The 25,714-nt window shown below is 42.7% G+C and carries 22 protein-coding genes; 12 read left to right on the forward strand and 10 right to left on the reverse strand.

The window, feature by feature from the left end; all coding sequences use genetic code 11:
* Positions 1-58: 58 nt before the first annotated feature.
* The 6 genes from G3569_RS14080 to G3569_RS14105 all read right to left on the reverse strand — a co-directional run bounded on the left by G3569_RS14080 (position 59) and on the right by G3569_RS14105 (position 11,443).
* Positions 59-2,287, reverse strand: coding sequence for a S9 family peptidase (locus G3569_RS14080; protein WP_165270270.1), 2,229 nt, complete (start codon positions 2,285-2,287; stop codon positions 59-61).
* Positions 2,288-2,365: 78 nt separating this feature from the next.
* Positions 2,366-3,118 (reverse strand): ZIP family metal transporter, encoded by a 753-nt coding sequence (locus G3569_RS14085; RefSeq protein WP_165270272.1) that lies wholly within the window; start codon positions 3,116-3,118, stop codon positions 2,366-2,368.
* A 104-nt stretch (positions 3,119-3,222) separates the two neighbouring features.
* Positions 3,223-4,959 (reverse strand): phospho-sugar mutase, encoded by a 1,737-nt coding sequence (locus G3569_RS14090; protein ID WP_165270274.1) that lies wholly within the window; start codon positions 4,957-4,959, stop codon positions 3,223-3,225.
* Between the two features lie 24 nt (positions 4,960-4,983).
* On the reverse strand, positions 4,984-6,009 hold the full coding sequence (gene lgt, locus G3569_RS14095) for a prolipoprotein diacylglyceryl transferase (RefSeq protein WP_205720216.1): 1,026 nt from the start codon (positions 6,007-6,009) through the stop codon (positions 4,984-4,986).
* A gap of 754 nt (positions 6,010-6,763) precedes the next feature.
* Positions 6,764-8,224 (reverse strand): cysteine--tRNA ligase, encoded by a 1,461-nt coding sequence (cysS, locus tag G3569_RS14100; protein WP_165270276.1) that lies wholly within the window; start codon positions 8,222-8,224, stop codon positions 6,764-6,766.
* A 141-nt stretch (positions 8,225-8,365) separates the two neighbouring features.
* Complete coding sequence (locus G3569_RS14105) at positions 8,366-11,443, reverse strand: AsmA family protein (RefSeq protein ID WP_165270278.1); 3,078 nt, start codon at positions 11,441-11,443, stop codon at positions 8,366-8,368.
* Positions 11,444-11,579: 136 nt separating this feature from the next.
* On the opposite strand from G3569_RS14105, the gene G3569_RS14110 reads away from it, so the two are divergent.
* From G3569_RS14110 to G3569_RS14125, 4 genes are all read left to right on the forward strand, one after another.
* Positions 11,580-12,248 carry a protein-L-isoaspartate(D-aspartate) O-methyltransferase gene (locus G3569_RS14110; RefSeq protein WP_165270280.1) on the forward strand — a complete coding sequence of 223 codons (669 nt, stop codon included), beginning with the start codon at positions 11,580-11,582 and terminating at the stop codon, positions 12,246-12,248.
* 125 nt (positions 12,249-12,373) lie between these two features.
* A complete protein-coding gene (locus G3569_RS14115; protein ID WP_240894729.1) occupies positions 12,374-13,507 on the forward strand; it encodes a DUF368 domain-containing protein in 1,134 nt (377 codons plus the stop codon).
* A 64-nt stretch (positions 13,508-13,571) separates the two neighbouring features.
* Entirely contained in the window at positions 13,572-14,567 is a 996-nt protein-coding gene (locus G3569_RS14120; protein WP_165270282.1) for a universal stress protein, read from the forward strand.
* A gap of 187 nt (positions 14,568-14,754) precedes the next feature.
* A complete protein-coding gene (locus G3569_RS14125; protein ID WP_165270284.1) occupies positions 14,755-15,675 on the forward strand; it encodes a sterol desaturase family protein in 921 nt (306 codons plus the stop codon).
* A 7-nt stretch (positions 15,676-15,682) separates the two neighbouring features.
* Here G3569_RS14125 and G3569_RS14130 read toward each other — a convergent pair whose 3' ends face one another.
* Entirely contained in the window at positions 15,683-16,069 is a 387-nt protein-coding gene (locus tag G3569_RS14130) for a hypothetical protein (RefSeq protein WP_165270286.1), read from the reverse strand.
* A 330-nt stretch (positions 16,070-16,399) separates the two neighbouring features.
* Here G3569_RS14130 and G3569_RS14135 point away from each other — a divergent pair, with 330 nt between their 5' ends.
* The 6 genes from G3569_RS14135 to G3569_RS14160 all read left to right on the forward strand — a co-directional run bounded on the left by G3569_RS14135 (position 16,400) and on the right by G3569_RS14160 (position 22,538).
* A complete protein-coding gene (locus tag G3569_RS14135; RefSeq protein WP_165270288.1) occupies positions 16,400-17,968 on the forward strand; it encodes a DEAD/DEAH box helicase in 1,569 nt (522 codons plus the stop codon).
* A 924-nt stretch (positions 17,969-18,892) separates the two neighbouring features.
* Positions 18,893-19,474: a Crp/Fnr family transcriptional regulator gene (locus tag G3569_RS14140; RefSeq protein ID WP_165270290.1), complete on the forward strand. Its 582-nt coding sequence runs from the start codon at positions 18,893-18,895 to the stop codon at positions 19,472-19,474.
* A gap of 114 nt (positions 19,475-19,588) precedes the next feature.
* The gene (locus G3569_RS14145; protein ID WP_165270292.1) at positions 19,589-19,942 is read left to right on the forward strand and encodes an ester cyclase; all 354 of its coding nucleotides are present in this window, start codon (positions 19,589-19,591) and stop codon (positions 19,940-19,942) included.
* 19 nt (positions 19,943-19,961) lie between these two features.
* On the forward strand, positions 19,962-20,435 hold the full coding sequence (locus G3569_RS14150) for a DoxX family protein (protein ID WP_165270294.1): 474 nt from the start codon (positions 19,962-19,964) through the stop codon (positions 20,433-20,435).
* Between the two features lie 1,131 nt (positions 20,436-21,566).
* Positions 21,567-22,019 carry a MarR family winged helix-turn-helix transcriptional regulator gene (locus tag G3569_RS14155; RefSeq protein WP_165270296.1) on the forward strand — a complete coding sequence of 151 codons (453 nt, stop codon included), beginning with the start codon at positions 21,567-21,569 and terminating at the stop codon, positions 22,017-22,019.
* A 54-nt stretch (positions 22,020-22,073) separates the two neighbouring features.
* On the forward strand, positions 22,074-22,538 hold the full coding sequence (locus G3569_RS14160; RefSeq protein WP_205720217.1) for a hypothetical protein: 465 nt from the start codon (positions 22,074-22,076) through the stop codon (positions 22,536-22,538).
* Positions 22,539-22,620: 82 nt separating this feature from the next.
* Here the strand turns inward: G3569_RS14160 and G3569_RS14165 are convergent, their stop codons facing one another.
* Both G3569_RS14165 and G3569_RS14170 read right to left on the reverse strand, forming a co-directional pair.
* Positions 22,621-23,034 (reverse strand): EVE domain-containing protein, encoded by a 414-nt coding sequence (locus G3569_RS14165; RefSeq protein WP_165270298.1) that lies wholly within the window; start codon positions 23,032-23,034, stop codon positions 22,621-22,623.
* 3 nt (positions 23,035-23,037) lie between these two features.
* Complete coding sequence (locus G3569_RS14170; RefSeq protein ID WP_165270300.1) at positions 23,038-23,361, reverse strand: antibiotic biosynthesis monooxygenase family protein; 324 nt, start codon at positions 23,359-23,361, stop codon at positions 23,038-23,040.
* A gap of 78 nt (positions 23,362-23,439) precedes the next feature.
* On the opposite strand from G3569_RS14170, the gene G3569_RS14175 reads away from it, so the two are divergent.
* Entirely contained in the window at positions 23,440-23,865 is a 426-nt protein-coding gene (locus tag G3569_RS14175; RefSeq protein ID WP_165270302.1) for a MarR family winged helix-turn-helix transcriptional regulator, read from the forward strand.
* 70 nt (positions 23,866-23,935) lie between these two features.
* On the opposite strand, the gene G3569_RS14180 is transcribed toward G3569_RS14175, so the two are convergent.
* Positions 23,936-24,373: a nucleoside 2-deoxyribosyltransferase gene (locus tag G3569_RS14180; RefSeq protein WP_205720218.1), complete on the reverse strand. Its 438-nt coding sequence runs from the start codon at positions 24,371-24,373 to the stop codon at positions 23,936-23,938.
* 170 nt (positions 24,374-24,543) lie between these two features.
* Here G3569_RS14180 and G3569_RS14185 point away from each other — a divergent pair, with 170 nt between their 5' ends.
* Entirely contained in the window at positions 24,544-25,710 is a 1,167-nt protein-coding gene (locus tag G3569_RS14185; RefSeq protein WP_165270304.1) for an MMPL family transporter, read from the forward strand.
* Positions 25,711-25,714 lie beyond the last annotated feature (4 nt).

The following is a 25,714-nucleotide window of genomic DNA, read 5'->3' on the forward strand; positions in this document are numbered from 1 at the left end:
TGTCTGGATATGTTTCCAAACAGAGGATAGGTCTGATTTTCCTTTATACCTTAAGAGATTATTTGAGATGTTCATTCAAATAATCAGTGTACGTTTTGTAGAGCAAATAATAACTGGCTGTATTAAAGGCAACCCCGTGAGCTCCCGGAGGATAGATCCGCAGATCTACATCTTTACCATTGCTGGTAAGAGCGGTCATTAATTGCATTGTATTCTGGACATGCACGTTTTCATCCATCGTAGAATGAGAGAGCAACAGGTTTCCTTTCAGATCGCTGGCGTGGGTTACAGAAGCACTCTTTTTATAGCCTTCCTTGTTGTTTTCCAAGAGTCCCATATAGCGCTCCGTATAGATGCTGTCATACAGTCGCCAATCGGTTACGGGTGCTGTAGAAATACCGGCAGCAAACACATCAGGATGCGTGAACAGGGTATACGTAGTCATATATCCTCCGTAGCTGTGACCTCGAATGGCCATTCGGTCGCCATCAACCCACTCTTTTTGGGCCATATACTGTGCTGTTTCCGCAAAATCATTGGCTTCCCATTTGCCAAGTTGTTTGTAGACAATTTTTTCAAAGTCAGAACCATAGCCGCCGCTGCCGCGATTGTTTACATTAACAACCACGAAGCCTTTTTGAGCAAGATATTGGTTCCATCCGCTTGATTCCCACGCGTTATAAACTCCCTGTGCGCCGGGGCCGCCATAAATATTAACCAACAGTGGGTAACTCTTAGAAGGATCAAAGTTAAATGGTTTAATCATATAACCATCAAGCTGTTGTCCGTCAGAGGTGGTAAAAGAGAACAGTTCTCGCGGTGAATAGGCATGCGATGTAATAAACTCTTCTACAGAAGCATTGTTTTCCAGCACTTCAATTTTACCGTTCATCGTATCCCATAGTTCTACCTGCGTAGGTGTAGACGTATTGGAGTAGCGATTAATAAAATATTTGCCATTAGATCCCATGCTTATGTTGTGGCGTCCTTCGGCTTCTGTGTGCTTCATCTTATTGCGTCCACTAAAGTTCACAGAGTAGAGATGGCGCTGCAGGGGTGATTCTTCTGTTGAGTTATAGTAGATTCGGTTATTTCGGTAATCTACGGTGTGTACATAGGTCACCTCCCAATCACCTTTCGTAACTTGATTTTTGACTTTGCCGTCGTAGCCATACCGATAGATGTGGCTCCACCCGTCCCGGTCAGATATCCAGAAAAACTCTTCGCTGTCTTTTGGGAAGAAAAACAGATGGTTGATGCCTGCAAAGAAATCAAAAACATCAATCCAGGTGTCAGAAGTCTCTTCCATAACCAAACGGCTATTACCTGAGTTAATGTCATTGAATGATAATTTTAGATTTGTTTGTGCCCTATTAAGATGCACAATAGCTAATTTATCATCTTTAGCGGTCCAATATATCCGTGGAATGTATCCGCCTTCAGGGGTATCCATCCACTGTTGATCGGCTGTTTCAACATTTACAACACCGATTTTTACTTTGGGATTTTCATCGCCCACTTTAGGGTATGGGATTTTTTCATATTCCGGATGTTGTCCCGAATAGTTGGTCATCTGGAAAATGTTAACATGCCGTTCATCGGTTTGCCAGTAAGCAATATGTTTACTGTCGGGAGACCATTCCCAGGCTTGGGCCAGGCCAAACTCTTCTTCATAGACCCATCCGAAACGTCCATTGTAAAAATACTCTTCGGCGCTATCGGTAAGCTGGGTCTCTTTTTGTGAGTTTAAATCATAAACAAACAGATCTCCCTCTCGTTCATATCCGATTTTTTGTCCGTCGGGAGATAGCTCGGCCGTACGTGCATCCTCAACCAATAGCTTCAGCGACCCATCTTCAATAGAATACAGGTAAAAATCTGAAATACCGGAGTGGCGGTAAACCGGTCGAAAATTGGATTTAAAAACAAGATACTTGGAATCTTTTGACCATTGAAATGACGAATACTCAAAGGTCTCTTCAGAATCGGGAAAGGTATGCTCTGCATTATTAAAAATCAGTTCATCTTCTTTAGCAGCCGGATCGTAAGCCCGAATCTCCATGTTCTCGGTATCCTGGTTGTACTGCATATAGGAGTACCGGTTGCCGTTATCAATCCAATTGACATTACGGGGTCCGTTAGAGCCGCTAAGTTTTCTACTCTTTGATAGAGCTTCTTTAACACTGGAATACTCATTCTTCTCTTGAGCAATAGCCTGCTGCTGGAAAAATCCACCAATTACCAGACCAAGGATCAAAAGTTTGTATATCGATTTAAATGTCTTCATATATTATAAATATCTGTTGAAGGTAATTCTTTAGAAAGGTTGAAGTAATCAAATTATAGACGGGGGGGCAAATTATTTTTAACCGATAAGTACTTGAAATACGATCATCAGGGCTACTGAAATGGTAATAGTTGTTGCTACGGTTGAGCTATCGGTATCTTCGAGCGCATCGGGGATAAGTTCGGCAAAGACCATCCAGATCATAGCCCCTCCGGCAAATCCCAGTCCCATGGGTAGGTAGGTACGAAAAATCTCAACAAATAAGAAGGCCGGTACAGCCATCAAGGGTTGGGGGAGGCTCGAAAAGATGCTCCACCACATCGCTTTTAGGGGAGTGGTACTCCGTGGTATCAGCACCAGGCATATGGCTAATCCCTCAGGAATGTTATGAACGGCAATAGCAGTGGTAATAAATAAGCCAAGGTCGAGGCCCCCACTGAAAGAAACACCCACGCTAACGCCTTCTGTGAAAGAATGAAGGGTCATGATGCCGACAATGAGCAGCATTTTGGTGCTGTCGGCCTGGCTTATATTTTTGATTCCAAACTGATCCTCATAACCGTTCAGGATTTTTTGACTGATAACAATAAAGGCCAGTCCAATGAGTATGCCGTAAAAGGTAAACCAGAGATCGTAATTGAGCCCCTCATAGATAAGCCCAAAGCTTGCTGCCAGCATTAATCCCGATGCGATAGCATTAGAGATGCCCAGCCAGCTGCGTGTCAGCTTCTTGAAGAAGAAAAAGGGAATAGCCCCTAACCCGGTTGCCACCGCAGTGATAAGGGCATATAGAAATACGTCTGTTGCCGGTTGTTGTAGGAGTTCACTCATCATCATCCTCTGTTTGAGAGGGTGAATATAATGAGTGGAAATGGTATATCCAGCTTCTCAGAAATATTTAGAATGATTACAAGAAGATGAGTAGTGCTAAAAAGTTACTCCGTTAAATGAGCAATAACCCGATCCATTTTATCTTCAAGCGCCTGGGTAATTTGGTCAAACTCTGACCTGTTTTTTAGATCTGAGTTAACACTGCAGTAAAATTTAATCTTGGGTTCTGTACCCGAAGGTCGGACCGACACTATGGTTTCGTCTTCAGTTATAAATTGAAGAACATTTGAGGTTGGGAGGTCTATTGCACTGGTTTCACCTGATCTAAGGTCAGTCGCTTGCTGTGTCTTATAGTCCTTAATGGTTACAACTTCTGATTCATCAAGAGTGTTTGGAGGATTTTCACGATAGTTTTTTAACATCTGCTGGATCTCTTCGGCTCCTTTACGGCCTCGTTTATAAATCGAAACCAGTCGCTCACGATAGTAGCCGTGTTGGATATACATGTCGATTAACGCTTCAAACAAGCTGCTGCCCTGATCTTTATAATAAGCAGTCATTTCGGCAATGATAGCGGCCGAGACTACAGCATCTTTATCGCGTACGTGTTCGCCGATGAGGTATCCATAACTTTCTTCGCCCCCGGCGATAAATTGCTTTTCATCTTCGAGCTCGGTAATAAGTTCACCGATATACTTGAATCCTGTTAAGGTGTTGTAGCAATCAACACCGTATTGTTCTGCAATGCTATCGATCAGGTATGAGGTTACAATAGTTTTAACTACATATTCATTACCGGAGAGTTTGCCTGCCTCTTTCCAGGCGTTAAGCATATAGTTTATAATGAGTGTACCCGTCTGGTTTCCATTTAGAAGCACCCATTCTTCGTGATTGTCTTTTACGGCAATACCTACGCGGTCGGCATCAGGGTCGGTCCCCATTACCAGATCAGCATCAATCTGTTTGGCTTTGTCCAGGGCCATTGAAAGGGCTTCTTCTTCCTCTGGGTTAGGATATTCTACCGTTGGAAAATCTCCGTCGAAACTCATCTGTTCTTCAACGAGCGTAACGTTTTCGAACCCATACCGCTTAAGGGCTGGGGGTACCATCACACCGGAAGTTCCGTGAATAGGAGAAAAAACAATGCTTAGATCTTTCTGTCGGGCAATAGCATCTCGTGAAATAGAAAGTTCCGTAATGGTTTCAAGATATTTTTTGTCAATATCTGCACCTATCATCTCAATGAGCTCATCATTGCCCCCAAAGTTGATTTTATCAACGGTATCAATCTTTTGGACTTCTTTCATCACGGCTTTGTCTTCGGGGGAAACCAACTGGCATCCTTCCGAATTATAGGCCTTGTACCCATTATATTCTTTGGGATTGTGAGAGGCCGTTAACACTACTCCAGCCTGGCAGTTTAGCTCACGGATGGCAAAAGAGAGTTCGGGCGTTGGCCGTAAGCCATCAAAAAGATATACATAGATGCCATTGGCAGAGAAAATATCAGCAACAACTTTGGCCAGAGATTCTGAATTATTACGGCAGTCGTAAGCAATGGCGACTTTAATATCAGTGTTAGAATATTGCTTTTTTAGGTAGTTACTGAGTCCCTGGGTTGCCATCCCAAAAGTATATTTGTTGACTCTGTTGGATCCTACCCCCATGATGCCGCGCAGGCCGCCGGTACCGAACTCAAGATCTTTATAGAAGGCATCGGTTAGCTCTTCATAGTTCTCTTGATCCAGTTGCTTGCGGATTTGTTCTTTTGTGGCTTCATCATAATTTCCGTTTAACCACTGGTCAATCTTTTTTTTGATGTCAGAGTCTAATGCTTGCATGTGATACTGATATGATTCTAAAAATTATGCGTTTACTTGTGGAGTTTCTTTCCAGTCAACTTTTTTAACAATGAGCCAAATTCCACCAATAATAAGGGGAACGCTCAACCATTGTCCCATATTGAATATCCAGTCGGCGGCAAAAGCAGCTTGCTCCATCTTTGTGAATTCGAGCAGAAAACGTCCACTAAACAGGATGGTTAAAAATAGACCAAACAAAGATCCTTCAGGGGGATTGTTACTGTAGTTCTTGTAGACTTTCCACAGTATAGCAAAGACTACAATACACAACAGCGCTTCATAGAGCATAGTGGGGTGGCGGGGTAGCATATCAAGTCTTTGGAAGACAATACCCCAGGCCATTTCTGTTGGTTCTCCAATAATTTCGGAATTCATAAAGTTTCCTGTTCGAATAAAAGCACCTGCAATAGCTACCACAACGACTACGCGATCAGCAAGCCAAAGGAAACTCATATCCCGTTTTTTGTTGGCGAAGAGGTACAGGGCAAGCAGAATACCAATGGCAGCACCGTGGCTGGCTAATCCGCCATTCCATACCGCCAGAATCTGGAAGGGATATCGAAAGTAAAATGAGGGGTCATAAAAGAGAACGTGCCCAAGTCTGGCTCCTACTACCGTAGCAATAATCACATACATAAACAGCTGATCTACTTCCAGGGGATCACGATCGGCATGGAGAAACATCTTTCGCGTGAGCCATATGCCTACAATAAATGAACCTGCAAAGAGCATGCTGTACCAACGTAGTTGTATGGGGCCGATTTCACTGATCGCGGGTGATGGTAATATCAGAAACAGCAATTGGCCCAGTACAAAAGATCCGGCAACGAGCCCAGTGAATTTAAGGGGAGGCATTTCTGATTTTTCCTGCGATCCTTTTTCATCAGGAGCGAGCCATTGATAGCCGAAATAAATGAATACGAGTGCAGCGAAAATTCCATATAAATAAATAGGAAAGGGGAGATGAAATGTGCCTAAGTCAATAGCTACAGGATCAGCATTCCAAACCAAGTAATCAGAATTTTGCATTGGCTAAATAAATAATGAGGAGTGAACAATACTAGTTGTTCGCTCCATTTATTAAAGTTAATAATCCTTTGAAGTTCTATCTAAAGAGGCAGAAATATATAGCTTCTGAATAGATTGGTAAACAAATTTCCTTTCTTTTTAAAAACAGCTAATGATTTGGTCATTTTAGGGATATCTGGAGAGTTTGTTACTATGACGGGGAGTAACAAATAGCATGCCGACCTTTGTAATATAGTTTATTTAATACAGTCGGTGGAATTCTTTAGGATCTACGCACACCTACGCCTTAGGCTTCGGGGCGAAAGCTTGGGAATATTAAAAAACAGATGTTGTTCGAGATGTCATCTCGATCTGCTATCAATTCAGTTATCTGACAGATCTCTTTAGATATTACGTAAGCTAAGAAAGGGAGACTACCGCGGTCTTCCGAATAATCGCCGGAATCCCTCGCAGTGACACTGCTTTTAATTTTTAAACCAACGGCTGTCATTGCGAGGAGTGCCGTGGGTTGGCGGGACGACGCGGCAATCTCCAGAAGCAATGGGCTGATGCATGAGGGATGCCCTTTGGTGTATTTGTTGCTTGTCATTATCAATTTCCCCAAATGGAAAATTGATAGCAGGTGTTGGTCAGCAAAGCACGAGCGGGACGCTCGCGCTATTGGTAGGGCATTGATAATGTATGCCGTCCCTGATTATTCCCTTCCTGCACTTTCGTTGGCAGGTTATAGCGATAAGAGAATGCTTTTACTGCTTTAGTTCTCAATTTTGAAGTCTGTGCCTTCCGGGCCGTCCATCAGTTTTATGCCCATCTCTTCAAGGCGGTCACGAATTGCATCAGAGAGCTCAAAGTTTTTCTCATGACGTGCTTTATTACGGAAATCAATCAGCAGTTCAATAAGCTGTTCCGTTTTATCATCCGCACCCAAAGATTGTTCTTCTTGTGGCCATAATCCTAATACTCCATCTACGAAATCATGCAAAAATAGGCTGATCTCTTCGATATTAGCCGGGATCTTGCCACTGTTGATATCTTTTCGGATTGCCTTGAGTTCCTCAAAAAGCACAGCAATAGCCTGTGCAGTATTGAAGTCGTCATTTAACTTGCTTTCCAGGGAAGAGCGTAATGACTCAAGATCGTAGGAAGTATCTCCGGCATTTTCAGGATCTGCCTGGTCAATTGTTTGTACCATCTCTTGTAGGCTTCGGAGGCCATTTTCAGCCCCGGAGAGTGCATCTTCAGAAAAGTCCGTAGTACTGCGATAATGACTTTGGAGCAAAAAGAAACGAATAATTTGCGGATCCCAGGCACGAGAAAGAAGCTCATGGTCGCCTGAGAAAAACTGGTGGAGTGAAATTGCATTCCCCAGCGATTTCCCCATCTTTTGTCCTTCTAGCGTTACCATATTGTTATGCATCCAATAGTTGGCAAAAGGTTTATTATGGGCCCCTTTGCTTTGGGCGATCTCGCACTCATGGTGTGGAAACTGGTTATCCATGCCACCGCCGTGAATATCAAAATGCTCGCCCAGATACTTCGTCGACATAGCCGAGCACTCTACGTGCCATCCGGGATATCCCATGCCCCATGGTGAGGGCCATTTCATAATGTGTCCGTCATCGGCCTTTTTCCAGAGGGCAAAATCTTCGGGTGAACGTTTATCACTGGCCGTTTCAATACGGCTGCCGCTTTCCTGCTCATCAATATCACGGCCGCTGAGCTTACCATAGTCTTCATCAGAAGAGACATCAAAATAGACATTGCCGTCGGTTTCATAGGCATGCCCATTTTCGAGCAGCTTTTTGACCATCTCTATCTGTTCGATAATATGCCCTGTTGCCCGGGGAGAAATATCGGGACGCTGTACCCCTAAAGCATCCATATCCCGGAAATAGTTATAGGTATACTTTTCGGCAATTTCCATGGGTTCCAGCTTTTCGATAGCCGCCTGTTTTTCAAGCTTGTCTTCGCCCTGGTCGGCATCGTCGGTGAGGTGTCCCACATCCGTAATATTTTGTACATAGCGCACCCGGTAATCGAGGTAGCGGAGGTAACGGATCACTACATCAAAAGAGACATAACTTTTGGCATGTCCCAAGTGGGGATCCCCATAGACCGTTGGCCCGCAGACATAAATACCGACAAAGCCCTCTTTGATAGGTTCAAATTTTTCCTTCTCACGACTGAGCGTATTATAAATATGTAGTGTATCCATTAACTATGGGTAACTATGATTTCTCACTAATTTTGTTGAGCTCTAAGATAAAGTTTAGAGCGAATAGTTTACAACATGTATTTACAATTAAAAGGCGGTTCAATTTATTTTGAAAAATCACGAATTTTTAATGGTGTTACATTAGCCATCGAAGAGCTTTTTAAGGGCATTACCGGCCTTATCTTTGAGAAATTCCTTGATGATAGGAGCAATAGCTTTTTCATCAGGCGTAACAATGGGCTTGCTATGGGTGCCGCGCACGCGAAGTGGTATCATAATAGTACCGTTATCTTGGGTGAGCGCTTTAACAGCACGCGAACTAATTACAGAGGCAATAGCTCCCTTAAACTTTTCGGGTAAGAATAACTTGAGCTGGTAATTTATTTTGCTGGTTTGCAGGTGTTGGGTGCCGTTCATCTCGGCCCCGATGTTGCCACTGGTAAGGCGCAAGTCTTTAATGGTAAAAACATTGTCTTTTAGGGTGTAGGTGCTATTCCACTCATCCAGTGCGATATTCCTGAGTTCATCTGCATTAAACATTGCTGCAATTTTTTGTTGCAGGGGATGTTCCTTAAGACGTGCTTTGGTCATTCCAAAGTCTCCTTCCATGACAGTAGTTTCCATAATGGGTTGCAGGTATACATCAAGCTCTGAAGAATAATCAACATGAGCAGTAAAAGCACCTGAAATATAGTTGTGGAACTCACTGTCTTCTCCCAGTATGGGATATTCACGGAAGAATGATTCAGACTGCAGACTGTCCAGCGAACCGTTAAACGTAAGTTTCGTACGATCGGGCTGGGGCACATCCCAGGTAAAAGAACCGTTGGCTTCTCCCTCAAAAAGCTGTACCGAAGCCTGCTCAAGTTCTATCTGTTTGGGAGTGGTACTAGCTTTTGCTTCCAGTTTTTTCATGGAAACGCCTGTCACTACAAGTTCGCCAATGTTTGCTGTTACCGAGCTGGTTAAATCGGGAAGATGGATGGGTGTTTTTTCCGTTTCTGTTGTATCCTCCCAGTTAATAAGCTCATCAACATTAAGAAGATCACTTTGGTATGAGCCGGTAAGGTCGGGAGTAGTGTTGCGATCTTTTTCAGCCTTTAAGTAGGCCATATAATTTTTGAGTGATCCTTCCAGTAGAAAATCCGAAGAGCCAAGATTAAAGCGCAGAGAATTAAGGTCGACACTCTTGGGATTAAGATTGAGTTCTCCGTCAAGATTTTTAAGAGGTTGGACCATACCCTCCCCATCCATATTAACTTTTTGGGCCGTAAGGGTACCATTAAAATTCATCTGGGTCGGTTTTGAGATAGGTCCCGAGGCAGTCAGGTTTAGATCTGCTTTGCCGGTAAGCTCGGTAATTGTGGGCCTGAGGTCATAGTAACTGGTGATTTCTGATAAGTTGGCACTACCATTGAGCTGAAAGTTGATGATACGATTGTCGCTGAGATAGTCTTTAACAGAGCCGGAGAGCGAAAGGTTGTTTCCACCCGTTTTGATACGGGCTTCCGCAATGGAAAGCGTGGGGCCGTCCAGCTTTGAATCAAAAGTAATCTCTTCCAGTGGTTTGCCCAGTGATTTGTGATTGATGTATCCGTTTGAGAGGATGATAGTTCCGGATTGTACTGCTTTTTCAATCTGATCTGCTTTGCCCTTTAAAGAGGCGTTTGCACTTAGCTGTCCACGCATTTTTAGGGTATCCTCATCGATCGGGTAGAACTCTTTTATGGTAGCCAGATCAAATTGTAGATCAGTATCCAGATCTATGGTACGCTGCTGTTCTTCTAAGGGGTGATTGATGACGCCCTGCATCGAAAAGGTGTTCGATGCAGTTTCAAGTGCCATGCTGTTTATCGTTACCTTTGATTGGTTTGCCTGAGCATCAATAGAGATATTTTCAACAGCTTTCGGGACTTCTGCATACTTTAGCCGCCCGCCTTCAAGGTTGGTAACAGCATCAAAGGTAGCCTTTTCAGGATTTGCCCGATCCCCATTTGCCTTTCCTTCAACAGTCAGTGTTCCTGCTAACTCTTCAATATCAAATTCACTGATATCATAAAATTGACTTACTGTTGCCAGGTTAATATTCCCATCAAACTCAACTGAGAACTCGCCATCTTCACCGAGGGGATTGGAAAGTTCTCCATTAGCCGAAATATTGTTTTCGCCCGCTTGGGCCGTAAACCTTGTAAGAGTAACTAAGTTATTGTTGGCTTGGGCGGTTAGCTGAATCTGCTCAATAGGCTGAGGAAGGTCAGGATTTTTAAGGTATCCATCAGTAACCTGCATATTGAGGTTAAATTGCGGTAGCTCCTCAGCTGCCAGCGGTCCATTAACAGTACCGTCAATAGAGAGAGTACCTTCAGTGTTAAGATCCGTGACATATTCTTCATATTCCTTGGGCACCAATCGTAAGAGTTCACCAAAGTTATCAGATGAAGAACTCACCGTGAGATCAGCAGCGAGGTTATTGCTCCAATCCGAAAGGGTGCCTGAAAGGTTAAGAGCCAGCCCTCGAATTGAAAGTGTTCCGCTTTTAAGGGTTAGGTTTTCATTCGAGAGGTCAATTGTTGATTGCTGTTGGAGGCTCAGGGGCAATTGATTGAGATATCGGGTACCACCTGCAGTTGCTGATACGCCACCAACCTGCAAATCAATAGTACTTTCTATCGTATCGGCATAACGCAGGGCGATTTCAGCATTCAGGTCATCAATTTGAGCATGGGTGTTGGAAGTTGAATCCCTGTAACCAAACTGGGCACCAGAGACTCGGAGCGAAGGTATATTGACTGCTAGACCTGCCGAAGTATCCTGGGTACTTTCTTCAGTACTCATCAAGAAGTCAATATTCGTACTGCTGTCAGGATATACGATATAAGTAAATTCTGGTTTTTCTATTTTTAGATCTGCGATTTCCACCTGGTCCCCCATCAGGGAAAAAAATTTTACTGATACAATAAGTTCATCGAGCGATAAAAGAGTATCGGATGGAGTTGTGCCGGGAATACTCATTTTTTGAATACTAATACCCGGTTGTGGAAATGAACTGAAAAAAGTGAGCGACATCGATTCTACTTCTACTGTGCGTCCAACGGCATCATTAAGTTGGGGCATTACCGTGTTTTTAAGACGCTCATCCGTAAAATAGATATTGAGTCCTACAGCTATAAGAATGACTAGAACCAGAAATCCTGCTATAACTTTTAGAAATGTTTTCATAAACTCTCCGTTGATCAATTTTATCTAACAAGGTATAATTAACACTACTAATAGATACAATAAAAATCGATTTTATTGTTACAAGTTCCTTATGTTATAAAATAACGCTAATTGGTCGCTAGAATACTGATTAACTATGGTGAATTGGGGATCCGGAGCTAATAATCCAAAATTTAAACGACGCCGCGAGCGCTTGGTAGAAACGTTGGCTGATAAAGGTATTGAAGATCCGCGGGTATTGGAAGCCTTTAGTATAGTGCCGCGTCATATTTTTGTGGATACCGCCCTCCAAGATCGGGCATACAAAGATACGGCTTTGCCAATAGGTAAAGAACAAACCATTTCGCAGCCATTTACCGTTGCCAGTCAGACTGAATTGCTGGAAGTTAAACCCGGAGAAAAGGTTTTAGAGATAGGAACCGGTTCGGGATACCAGGCCTCAATATTGTGCGAGCTGGGAGCCGAAGTGTATACTGTTGAGCGCCATAAAAAACTGTATGAAAAAGCACGATCTACGTTAAAAGAGCTCGGTTATTCGGTACGTGCTAAGCTGGGCGACGGCACATTAGGGTGGTCGGCTTATGCCCCTTATGATGCTATTGTTGTTACCGCAGGGGCTCCTGTTGTGCCCGACGACCTGGTAGAGCAATTAGCAATTAACGGACGATTGGTTGTTCCTGTGGGTGATGAAAAACGGCAAGAGATGATTCGTATCATAAAAATTCGTAAAGATGAGTACGAGGAGGAACACTACAGCGATTTTAAATTTGTGCCCCTCATTGGAAAAAAAGGCTGGCAGAAGTAATTGGGAATTAAAAATGATCAATGAAAAAATGCACTTCTTGCTATATCTTTGCACGGACACGAATACTCAATTCCTAATTCTCAATTCCTAATTCCTAATTCTTAATTCCTAATTTCCAATTTCCCTTGTCTAAAACTGACCAGCCCGATTCCAACTCTGATTCTACATCCTGGAAAGAATATCCCTTTCTATTACTTAAAGGCTTTTTAATGGGCTCAGCCGATATTGTTCCCGGCGTAAGTGGGGGCACAATGGCGCTGATTGTAGGTATCTATACCCGTCTCATTAATGCCATAAAAAGTTTTGACACTCATTTTTTTAAACACCTGTTTACCTTCAAACTGAAGAAAGCTTTTGAAGGTGTGGATTGGCGTTTTATGGGTGTACTGTTGGCTGGGATGTTTGCAGCAGTACTCTTCTTCACCAAGGTAGTTCCGCTTCAGATATATATGTTTACCGATCCGGAGCTTATTTTTGGTCTCTTCTTTGGATTGATCGTCGGCTCTATAGTCATTCTCACCAAAGCAATTGAGAACTTTGGCTGGATTCATGGGCTGATGATATTGATTGGAGCGGTCATCGGCTTTTGGGTAGTAACATTGGTGCCGGCCGATACCCCCGATTCACCACTGTATGTTTTTCTAAGTGGATCTGTTGCTATCTGTGCCATGATTTTGCCGGGTATCTCGGGCTCCTATATTTTGCTGATTCTTAGAAAGTATGATTATATCCTAAGCCAGATTGGGAGTCTTGGAACGGTAGATACGACTACAGCCTTACTGGCTTTATTACCCTTTGTGGTAGGGGCCATTTGTGGATTGATGCTTTTCTCACGGCTTCTTTCCTGGTTGTTGAAACGATATGAGGCCAAAACACTTGCAGTGCTTATAGGTTTTTTGATTGGCTCGTTATATGTTATTTGGCCATATCAAAATAGAACGTATAAAGAGATTGTCAGTAAGAAAACGGTGGTTGAATATATGAGTCCTAAAGCTGTTGAACTGCGTAATAATCCGCCCTCCGAAAAGCGCCCTGAATTTCATAGACTGGGCGAAGTAATAAATCCTGACGCAACATTTAATAAGCTTAAAAAAATTGAACTGCTTACGATTAAAAAGAAGTTGATTAAGAGCGATCCATTTGTGCCGTATGCTACCGTTAAGGGGGCAAATACGGCTCATTTTTGGGATGGGGTGATAGGTGTTTTTATTGGACTTTTGATGGTACTTGGGCTTGATTATGTACGAGCTAAAGGATAACCTTCAGTAAGGAAAAGAGACTAAATTGTCTTTTTTATAAAAAAACTATTAAAACGGTGTCATCATGAAGAAAATCAATAAAATATTAGTCCCGACAGATTTTTCAGTTAACTCGGTAATTGCGTACCAGCATGCACAGCAGATAGCTGAGAGTTTTGGTGCGCAAATCGACCTAATCCATGTAATCCCCACCCTGAAGTACTTTAATGACAGTATTTCACAATTGGGAGCTCCTATTAGTATGGATTCGGATATTTATCCTAAAATTCAGGAACAGACTTCAGAAAAACTCACTGAGCAGATGCAGATGAATATTGCTGAAGAGTACAGGGGAGAGCTGCTTCGACCCATTCACAGAAGAGCATCGTCAAAGATTTGTGAAGTTGCGAATGAAGGCGAATATGATCTGATTATTATGGCCTCAAAAGGAGGCCATGGAACGCCCCTGTTGCGAGGTTCTACCACCGAAAAGATTATTCGCCATTCACAGGTGCCGGTCTTTACGGTTGATGATAGTTTGGGAATTGAGGGGTTGGGCCGGATACTCGTACCAACAGATGGGTCTGATATCTCTTTTTCTGCACTACCCATTGCATTATCTCTGGCTGAAATTTATGATGCCGAGCTCACTCTTTTTCATGCTATAGAATTGTATGGGAGCCCGATGCAGGATGTGATAGGGAGTCCACAACAATCAGATGAAAGTAATATTTATACTGCACTTATAGATAGCTTGGAATCGTACCTGGCCGATAATGATGAAGTATCGATCAATCGACATAAAGATGACTTCGAAGATCAGTTGGTGATTTCACACGGTGCTTCTAACCGCTCTGTTCACCTAAAAACGGTTATAGATAAAGGAGTATCGGCTCATCTTGCTATTGAAGATTATGCCAGCGAAAATGCCGATATGGTGGTTATGACTACCCACGGCCATAGTGGCTTGGCACATTTCTTTTTGGGTTCAACCACAGAGAAAGTCTCACAACATCTGTCCATACCAGTACTTACAGTAAAACCGGAAAAACAAAAACTTAACGTAAGAGAAGAAGTATAGCGTTAGCTTATCTCATTTTTACGGGGAATCCCTGTGCCGGATTCCCCGGTTCTTTCTATATTAGAACTTAAATTTGAGAACGATTATCCTGACTATTTGTTCAGTAGTACTGCATCGGTAATATATTTTCAACTGATGTATAGAAATAATATGTTTGGTTTCAATATTCAGGATAAAAATTGTTGCTATGCCAGAACTTATTACTATTCAGGAGCTTATGGATATGGGACTACCGCCGATCATTATTTATGCGGCCCCGGTAATGTTTGCTCTTGTGTTTATTGAATGGGGATTGAGTGCCTGGAGAAAATGGGATCTCTATGATAGCAAAGATTTTTGGGCATCTACGGCAATAGGAGTAGGTAATATTATTGTAAGCTCAGCAACAAAGTTGAGTATCTTTGCCTTGGTGCTATTCTTTTATAATATGGTTCCATGGCGGGTACCGCATACTTGGTGGTCGTATGTATTGTGTTTTATTCTGTTGGATTTTTGCAGGTATTGGGCACATCGCATAGCACACGAGCAACGTATATGGTGGGCTACTCATGTTCCCCATCACTCCTCAGAAGAGTATAACTTTTCGGTATCCTTTCGACTGTCCTGGGTACAAGGATTTAAGGTAGTCTTCTTTTTACCGGTGGCCATGGCCGGATTTCATCCCGTTGCATTTTTTATCTGTCATCAGATCGCAGTGCTTTACCAGTTTTGGATTCATACCGAACTTATTGATAAGCTCCCGCGTCCGATAGAGTTTTTCTTTACTACCCCTTCGCATCATCGTGTGCACCACGCTAAAGATGATCACTACCTAGATAAAAACTACGGTTCTACATTTATTATCTGGGATCGCATGTTTGGGACCTTCCAACCTGAACTTAATACCCCCAATTATGGCATTACGAAGCCGCCGGAATCGTATAACCCGGTGTACCTGGTATTTCATGAGTTTATTGCGATTTGGAAAGATTTAAAAGAGGCCGACGGATGGAGAGATTGGCTGTTCATTCTTTTCGCCAGTCCGGCCGAACAAGCCCGGGTATTAAAAGAATCGGAAGGGGATACCCAGAATAATATTGCTTCATCATCAGCTGTGGTCGATGAATAATCTGTTCTTACTGCGTTGAGTCTGCCCAGCTTATCTGCATACCATCTTGGTTAACTGTAGCCGTGGCAATAAGCTTTATCTTATTCTTAGTACCAATGCCAACGACGGTAAGGCTAGAAGCTGATCCCGATACCTGATAGTTGCCGTTTTCATTGGAAGGTTTAATGGAACGGATGTGAGAATTGGAGATATTATCAAATGAATTTCCCCCGCCTCCTATAGCTTCCGGTTTTGCATAGTAGGTTTGGGCGTCATTTACGATCATCAGAATATCTTGTCGAATAGCAGATTTTCTAGAATCGACTCTACTCTCGCTCATTGTGTCGATAGCTACAATAGTTCCGAGCCCCACAATAATGACAACAAGAATGATGAGTAAGAGTTGTTGTCCCATGATGTTTTATATCTAAATCCCCGTTACACCTAACATTAGTACATCTATATATACTTTATCTGTATAAATTGAAAATATTAAACTGCTTCTGTATGTGGTGTAGGATATAAGTAGAATAAAAATATGTAGTGTGCGTAATTATCCGTATCTTTGCCCCGTTCTGGTGTTACTTTATCCCACCTATTCGTTTAAACAGGTTCTCACATCCCTTCTCAGGTCTGTCGGCGCCTCAAGTTATGTACGGTTTTAGGATGGCAGCTTAGCATGCTGGTACTAAAGGTACATGTTGTAGCGTCAGGTAATTATACAATACTCAATTTATTTATCTATATGACAGATTCGAATTTTAGCGATTTAAATTTAACAGAACCAATTCTCAAAGGACTGGAAGGTATGGGTTTTGAGAAACCTACCCCCGTTCAGGAAAAATGTATTCCTGCCCTTTTAGAGAAAAAAGACGTTGTTGGGCAAGCACAGACCGGGACCGGGAAAACAGCTGCTTTTGGTATTCCAGTGGTGCAGCAGACCGATGTATCTATAAAAGAAGTACAGACCATCATTATGTGCCCTACCCGTGAACTGGCTATACAGGTTACCGGCGAACTCATTAAGATTGGAAAGCACCTTGATGGGTTAAATGTTATACCTATTTATGGTGGGCAGTCTATTTCACGACAGATTAAAGCCCTGAAGCGCGGTGCACATATCGTTGTGGGAACACCCGGACGTACTATTGATCACTTGCGCCGCGGTACCATGAAGCTCAATAACCTGAAGCGTGTTGTTTTTGATGAAGCAGACGAGATGTTGAATATGGGATTCCGTGATGATATGGAGCAGATTCTTTCATATTCCGACGGTCCTGTACAGACGATCATGTTTTCTGCTACGATGTCAAAAGGCATTAAGAAGATTATGAAGCGGTATATGGATAATCCGCAAACCATAGCTATTGAGCGTAAAAAGATGACTGCGCCCAATATTGAACAATATAAAGTTGAAGTACGAGATTCTGTCCGTACGGAAGCCATTTGTCGTTTCCTGGATATCAACGGCTTTGCACTGGCACTGGTGTTCTGTAATACCAAGCGAAAAACGGAAAAAGTAACGCGTCAGCTACAATCACGGGGATATTCTTCCGACTTTATTAATGGTGATCTTAACCAAAATCAGCGCGACAGGGTGATGGCGAAATTTCGTTCCGGCGCGATTGATGTGTTGGTAGGGACCGATGTTGCTGCTCGCGGACTCGATATTGATGATATCGAAGCTGTGTTCAATTACGATATCCCGCAAGATCCCGAGTATTATGTACACCGTATCGGGCGAACAGGCCGAGCCGGACGCTCAGGAATGGCGATCACATTTACGACACGAAATAAGCGTAAGCAGATTCGTGCTATTGAAAAGCAGATAAAAACGAAGTTAAATCCATTGGAGATGCCAACGCCTGCCGATGTTCGAATTTCGAAGCTCGACGGCATGATGGAAGAGATGGTAGAGGTACTCGAAAAAGGAGATCTGCGTGATTATATCGAGCAGATCGAAAGTTTTGTGGATGATCGTTTCACCACTATTGAAATTGCTGCAGCCTTACTCAAAATGAATACTGCTTCAGAAGAGCCCAAAGAAAATGGCCAGCAGTCGTCGCGTGAGTATAACGATTCAGAGATGATCAAGGTATACTTTAACGTGGGTAAAAAGAATAATGTTTACCCCGGTGACTTGGTTGGCGCTATTGCAGGAGAATCAGGCATTCCCGGTAAAGTAATCGGTAATATCGATATTTTCCCCAAGCACTCATTTGTTGATGTGCCCGGAAAGTATGTGAAGCAGGTGATTAAAGGAATGGATCACAACAGAGTGAAAGGGAAGAAAGTGCATGTAAAAGTAGCATAACTTCTGTTTTTTCTCGAAGGAAATTATAAGCGGATACTCAGCAATGGGTATCCGCTTTTTTTATAGCCGTGTCCACGTGATTAATGCAACAGCGCAGTGGTTTGAGATTTGATGACGGGCAAAGGCTTTATCGTTTTGAGAGAGATTGGATACTGGATAACTGTCAATCCAGGGATTGACAGCCTTGCTCTTTATATTCGCTGGACGGCGTCCCCAGCCGCCAGACGAGGGATGGGAGTTCTTTGGATGACAGTGCTTTTGCTGCGAAAAGGAGTTTCCCTCCCTAAATCGTTAGGGAGGGAACAAGGGTGGGTCAGAAAACGGCTGAAAGAACGGGCATCGTAAACATACAACGGCACAACACCAATTTCTCAACATTACTATGCCATACTCGGGGTGCCATTGCATTTTCTGCTTTTCAAAATGGAAGCCTTGGATTCCTATAACCAGATACATGATAACATCCCCCAAGCCCCCCTTCCGACATCATCCGTTGCTTTTCAGCTTATTCTGCCCAAAGGGGGAACCGTTGTTGCTTGTTCCATGATCTGGGGCCATTTAAAACATAACACTTCCAACTTTACACTCCCACACCTTGCTCTTTATATTCGCTGGACGGCAACCCCAGCCGCCAGACGAAGTACCCCATCGGGGTAAATGGTCGAAGGTGATTTACGAGTGATCCCTAAAGCACGGTGTCCACCAGCTAGCTGATCTTAGTGGTTTAGGCGGTACTAAAATGATATAAGCCGCTTGGCCGAAGCCCCCAGGGAGTGCTCGGGGGATTTCTTTATGTTGCACTTATTACTTGAACTCAGAATATCATATAATTAGTAATTCAGAAAGGGATTAGGTTCATCATTTTGTCCTTTGTTTCCGGGTTGTAGATATTATATTATTTTCCAACTGACTAAAATCCATGCTATGGCCTACGAATCATTACTGCAATATATTGATGAATATGTTTCACTCACCGATGAAGAGGTAGAGATACTTAAATCGTTGACGCGTATCAAAGAGGTTCGAAAACGACAGTTTGTAGCCGAACAGGATGAGATCTGCAGGTACGAAAACTTTGTAGTAGAAGGATGTTTGCGTAGTTATCATCTTGATGAAGAAGGCAATGAACATATTATACAGTTTGCCGTGGAAAACTGGTGGATTGCAGACATGCAGAGCTTTCTTACCCAGTCGCCGGCCCATTTTAGCGTCGATGCTATTGAACCTTCGGTACTGATCCAGTTTAAATACGAGGATTTGCAAACGCTTTATGCCAACGTACCTAAGCTGGAACGATTTTTTCGCTTGATTGTGCAGCGAGCATACATCGCATCACAAAAAAGGATTGTAGCATCTTACAGTAAAGACGCCGGCAAACGGTATATCGATTTTCGCAACCAGTATCCCGATATCGAAAAGCGGGTGCCGCAATATATGATCGCTTCCTACCTTGGTATTTCGCCCGAGTTTTTGAGCAAGATCCGCCGTCGCATCGCGCAGCAATAACCCCAAATCTTGAACTAGTTCAAGATCAGATCTTAACCTGGCTTATTGGGCGCTTCTCTTCTATCTGATAGCTTATTACTGATTATTGAAACAGCAATAAAAAGAGATAAGCAGATGAATTCTATATCAGAAAAAATACACGCACTCAATGAGATGGTGGTACAAGGTAAAGGACTGGAAGCGCTCAACAAGTATTATGCCGAAGAGGTGATAATGCAGGCAAATGAGCAAGAGCCTACCGTTGGTAAAGAAGCAAACCGCCTTCGCGAAGAAGAGTTTTATAGCAAGGTTACCGAATTCCGCGGGGCCGAGCCGTTGAAAGTGGCCGTTGGCGTAGGCGTAACGATGGTAGAGTGGCACTTCGATTATACCCACGAAGAGTGGGGCGTCCGCAATTATAAACAGGTCTCGGTACAAGAGTGGAAAGACGGGAAAATTGTAAAAGAAAAATTTTATTACGCTAATTAAAACAGCATAGGTACATATTATGATAGAACGAATATTGAAATCCGATAAAAAATGGTCACCGGTAATCATACGACTTGTACTGGCACTTGTAATATTTCCGCACGGCGCGCAAAAGCTATTGGGTTGGTTCGGGGGATATGGCTTTAGCGGTACGATGGACTATTTTACCGGGACGGTCGGTTTACCCTGGATTGTGGGTTTTCTGGTTATTGTTATTGAGTTTTTTGGACCGATAATGTTAGCAGCCGGACTGTGGGTACGGGCTATTTCAGTTTCTGTTATCGGTTTATTTGTGGGCATTATCTTTAGCGGACACCTGCAATATGGTTTCTTTATGAACTGGTTTGGACAAATGGACGCCGGGCAGGAGGGGATCGAATACCACCTGCTTGTACTGGGGATGGCCGCCGCACTGGTTGTATCAGGAGCCGGGAAATATGCACTGGACCGATACCTGCTGAAACAACGAACCAGGGAATCAATTACTGAATAAATATAATATATTGATTGTTACTACTGAAAATGGAAATACAATATTGGATTTCTATTTTCCCTTCTAGCGGAGGTTATACTGATCAATGTAGTGCGAGCATCCTGCTCGTACTATATTGATTTATAATTCACTGTGCCAGCGAGATGCTTCGCGATTCCGTGAGTTTTACAAGGGCATGGTAAAACAGCCTTCTGGCAGTCATGTAAATAGGTTTATTAACAGAAACAAAAGGAGTAGCAGCATGCCCATTCTTTTTGTCCCGCGCCTGACATGCTGTCCACATCTTCACGACCAGTTTTTTAGGGCAAACTCGATAGTGTACGAGCAGAAAATAAGCCATGAGTCATTTAGAACTACCGGCAAGGTGGTGAGAAATCACATCCGTATGCCTGGCACCTTCTTAACCCTAATACCGAGGTTAGTTTCAAAAGGTTATTAGAAGCAATGCTATCCGTACTACAGCGAATTTCCCAGAATAGATTTGCAGAGTTCCCCGAAGCCCGATGACATAGATGTGCAGAGGATCTAAAGGGTGAGAAAAAGTCCCTCAATGGGATGGGGCTATCAATTTTATAGTGAGAGTTCTGTTCATTTTGGCTTGATCAGCCGATGGGCGGACACAGTCCAAAACGAACCAAAAGATCAAGCCCACGAATTGGCATACAGCATCGCCCTGCAGAAGACAGGTATTTCGATGGTCCATCGCAGATCGCAACCAATTTCTTATAACTGTACCGGTACGAAATACCTAAACGTCTCCTTTGGACTCTGCTGCCAATTCGAAGGCTGAATATTTTTGCATTTCATCAAATATAAGTAATCTCCTGATTCCGATTCGCGTAGGATCTAAAAGCCAAGCTCCTGATTGCGGAAGTATTGCAGATGGGAGTGCCTACGGAAAGCAAAGGAGGGGCAGGAGGATGATTATTTTACCATTTTACTCGTCGCACCAGCGTCCCGCTCGTGCTATGTTGATTTTTTATGCGAGAGTTCAACTTCTTTGTAGATCAAAAGTTTTATAGATAGACATAAAAACGTTGAATGCATTCACTTCTGCTAAGAAAATAATTTATCTTCCTTGATTAGTTGCATAGACAACTATATATTAATTACAACATATAGAACTAAGTTATGGCTAAACAGATACCCGACATACTTGACGACGCCATCGGTTTTAATATCTACCGGGTGGCACTGCTGTTTCGCAATGAACTGCAGCAGGCACTTTCGGAATATAACCTTACCCCCGAACAGTGGCAGGTAATGCAGACGCTGTGGTCTACCGATGAAGCGTTGAACCAAAACGATATAGCACACCTTACCTTGAAGGACAAGCACAACATATCGCGGATGCTGGCACGTATGGAAAGTAACGGGTGGATCCAGCGAAGCCGGGACCCCAAAGACGGGCGTGCTTATATCATTGAATCCACACAACAGGCCAAAGCGAAACGAGGGGAGGTAAGGGGCAAATTATTGGGACATTTTTCTACCATCTTTGATATAGCTGATGAGCAGGAGCTTGATCAACTGTTACAGACATTGAAAAAGTTCCGACACCGTTTAAATGATAAACCAGAATAGAACAACTACTTTTTTTATTTAAATAGTTGTCCATGCAACTAAATATATATTCTTATGAACAGATCAATGATTGTAACTTTACATGCCATTTGTAGCACAATCGCACTTATATTAATTCTCAGCTTTTTTATTTCTACGGTAGTCGTAGAGTTGTTGGGAGACCCCACTTCCATCCAGGCTGTAAAACAGTATATCGTATATGGGATAGGGGCCTTGGTGCCGGCTATGGCGGCCGCGGGATTCTCAGGCAATAAGCTGAGTGGCAAAAGCAAGGCCAGTATTGTTCAAGAAAAAAAGAAACGGATGAAGCGAATTATGATATTGGGAATTGCCGTATTAATCCCTTCAGCTGTGGCACTACACTTGCTGGCCCAGTCCGGTTCTATCGGAACCTTATTTTATAGTCTTCAGCTCGTTGAGCTTGTCGCAGGCGGCACTAATATCTATTTACTCGGCCAAAATATGAGGGCAGGACTCATCCTGAGCGGGCGTATTAGCAAGAAAGCACGACAGGCTTAGTCAATATGTGGCTATTGCCCAATAGGGAGTCATCTACTTTTGACTGGTTAAATGAGATTTAAGGGGCTGCTTTTTGGTTCTCTCATTTAGTCATGTTAGCTGATATCAGCTCAAAATCATGACGATCAATCTTAAGAAATCCGTTCATTAATTTGTATCCCCATTTTTGAGGATTCTCAACAAAGTGTAATTCTGTTAACAGGGGATGTATTTTTGCTTCCCTGCAGTCAATAAATTTTATATCTCTGCGGTAGGGTTGAAAGTCAGCTCCCATGGGCACTCTGTAGATATTATCGCCTTTGACTCTACCTATGGCAGTAAACTTTTGGTAAGGAGTTGAGCTGCCAAAGGTCTCTTTGGATGAATAAAATAACACACCATCTCCCGAACTCATTTTCTTCAGCGGCCACTTTTTACCATGGCAGGCCTGACAAAATCCACCTTGTTGTCCTGCTATCACATGATCTTTAGAGGCAACGATAATCCAATAGTTCATTTGTTATATAGCTATTGAATCCTTGACGGTTGTTTGAATGGGTTCAAAGTCATTTACCAGTGCCTCTGCTTGCTTCATATGTGGGATAGCCTCCGAATTGGAAAGCATTTTTTCGAAGTGTTCTTTGCTTTCCCACTGGGCATAATTAATAACGCGTTTGCCATCAAAGCTACCATGGATGTTTGCTGATTTAAAACCCGGAAGGTTCTTCATCGTTTCTTCTGTCGCGTCAATTAGAAGGTCAATGAGTTCTTGTTGGTTTTCAGGATCCACATAAAATACATTGATCAGGGTAAACAGATCGTTATCAGACGTGATAGTAGTCATAGATATTGGGTGTAGTTAAATTTATATTATCAGTACACTGACAATATAATATCAGTATACTGATAAAACAAGTATAATATGGTTGATAAACGATTGGGATATATTATAAAACGAACGCAACAACTTTTGCGGCTTCAGATGGACGGGGCCCTGGACACTGTAGGGTTGACAACTCCCCAATATGCAGCGTTAAGTATCCTGGAAGAGGATGAAGGTTTATCCAATGCTGAATTGGCCCGCCGATGCTTTGTTACGCCACAAACTATGCACAAAATTGTGAAAGGGCTCGAAGAGAAAAGCTATGTCAGGCGGCAGTCGGACCCCACTCATGGCAGGAAAATTAACACCCTGCTAACATCATCCGGAGAGGAGATCCTACAAAGCGGGCATGAGATTGTAGAGGATATCGAAACTGAAATGACACAGGATTTGACTAAGGGTGAAGTTGCTCAAACCGTAAAACATCTGAGTAAATGTATAGAATCACTGGAAAGTAGCAGCTAATACATCATTTGTGGTATGGCTGTTAACTCCAAAGGTTAAGAGGTATGGATTAATAAATACCTGCATCCTCTTATTGCAGGTTAGTGAATATATTTTGGATGATCGCCCTGGCTTCTTCAATCTCAGCATATTCAAAACACTTTATAGCGGGATCGCCGTTAAGCATTGCTGAAAGTGCTTTTTCTTCCTTTTTTTGATGCAAACAGAACACCGGCTTGCCCATGGCAACAGCATAACCTATTTCATATCCAACTCCATGTGATGGGGTCGTGACTTCACCAATCAGTAGATTAGCTTCTTTGAGCCACTGCATATCTTGACGGTGTATTTCACGGTCTGTGGGTTCACTGCTTATTTCCGAGGATCCCACATGTTCGGTTAATACATCCCCGAATTTTTTAAGTTCATCGATGAGTTGGTTGTAGGTTTTTGCATCTTGGCGTCCTCCTCTGATGGAGCCGGAAAAGTAGATATTCATTTTATTTACCATGTTAATATTGGAATTCATTGAGGCTGGTTTTGTTTGCCATATTTATAACAATCCCATTCACATCTATAATATGTTACTGGTTTCCTTGCTTTTACAAAAAAATAGCGCTTAATTAAAAAATAGTGCAGAGGAGAATAGTATAAAAGAAGTGACTATAAAGTCGAGAGTTTAATTTAAAAAAAGTTGTTATGTTCGGGATAGAGGCACTAAATATTGTTATAGGATTGATTTTTGTATACCTGCTCTTCAGTTTGTTTGTGAGTATTATCAATGAGATCATAACCAGCCTGCTACAAATTCGGGGAACCGAGCTAAAAGGGATTATTCAAAATATGGTATCTTCTGAGCTGGTAGATAAGATCTATGAACATCCTAAAATAAAAACATTTCTGCATAGAACCGGGAAGGTTAATTTTGGTACCGAAACCTTTGCACATAAAGAACATCATGGGGTGTTGCCTGATGAAATTCCGCCCGAAGATTTTACTAAAGCATTAATACAGACAATCAGAAACGAGAAAGAAAAAGGGCAGAGTATATCCGAATACCTCAAGAGCCTGAACACAAATTCTAGTGTGGGACTCAACTATTTATCATCCCTTGCAGAAGAAGTTGATGAGGATCTGGACAAGTTTGAGAAGGAGGTGCAGGATTGGTACAACAAGGTGATGGGCTATGCATCGGATTGGTATAAACGAAAACTTCGGTGGGTTTTAATCGCTTTGGGATTTGCTGTAGCCCTTGCTTTTAATGTCGACTCCATAGCTATCTTCAAGACCCTCGCTGATAATCCCGAGGCAAGGCAGGCATTGGTGGTACAGGCCGAAGGATTCGTTAACGACTACGAAAACGAAGATGGACAAATTGTGCTTAAGGCTTCTGATGATTCAGTGCTAACAATCTCCCGGAAAACGATGCTGTCAGAAACCGTGGACGATCTCAGGAGATCATTTATTCCTGTCATAGATAGTTTGCATGGGAAGAGGCTCCGTAATGAAATTCGAACAGCGCTGTTCCCAGAAGATACTGCCACCTCGAAATTCAAGACCGCTCTGGATGATTCTTTAAAGCGCATAGCACAAGATTCCCTGAAGGCACAGTACCCACAAGTTGTGGCTGTAGATTCTGCCTATAACAGGCTTATAACATTGAAAGAGCAACAGATTGAACAGGCCATGTCTACCTTGGGCATTGGGTGGGATCTAAAAAAGCCATGGTGGGGACTAAAGTGGTATTCTATTATTGGCTGGATGATTACAGCCCTGGCCATTAGCATGGGAGCACCGTTCTGGTTCGATATATTGAAGAAGGTGGTAAATATTAAGACTGAGATTAAAAAACAAAAAACGGGATAGGGAA

It is taken from the genome of Fodinibius halophilus (genome assembly GCF_011059105.1).
Taxonomy (GTDB): Bacteria; Bacteroidota; Rhodothermia; order Balneolales; family Balneolaceae; genus Fodinibius; species Fodinibius halophilus.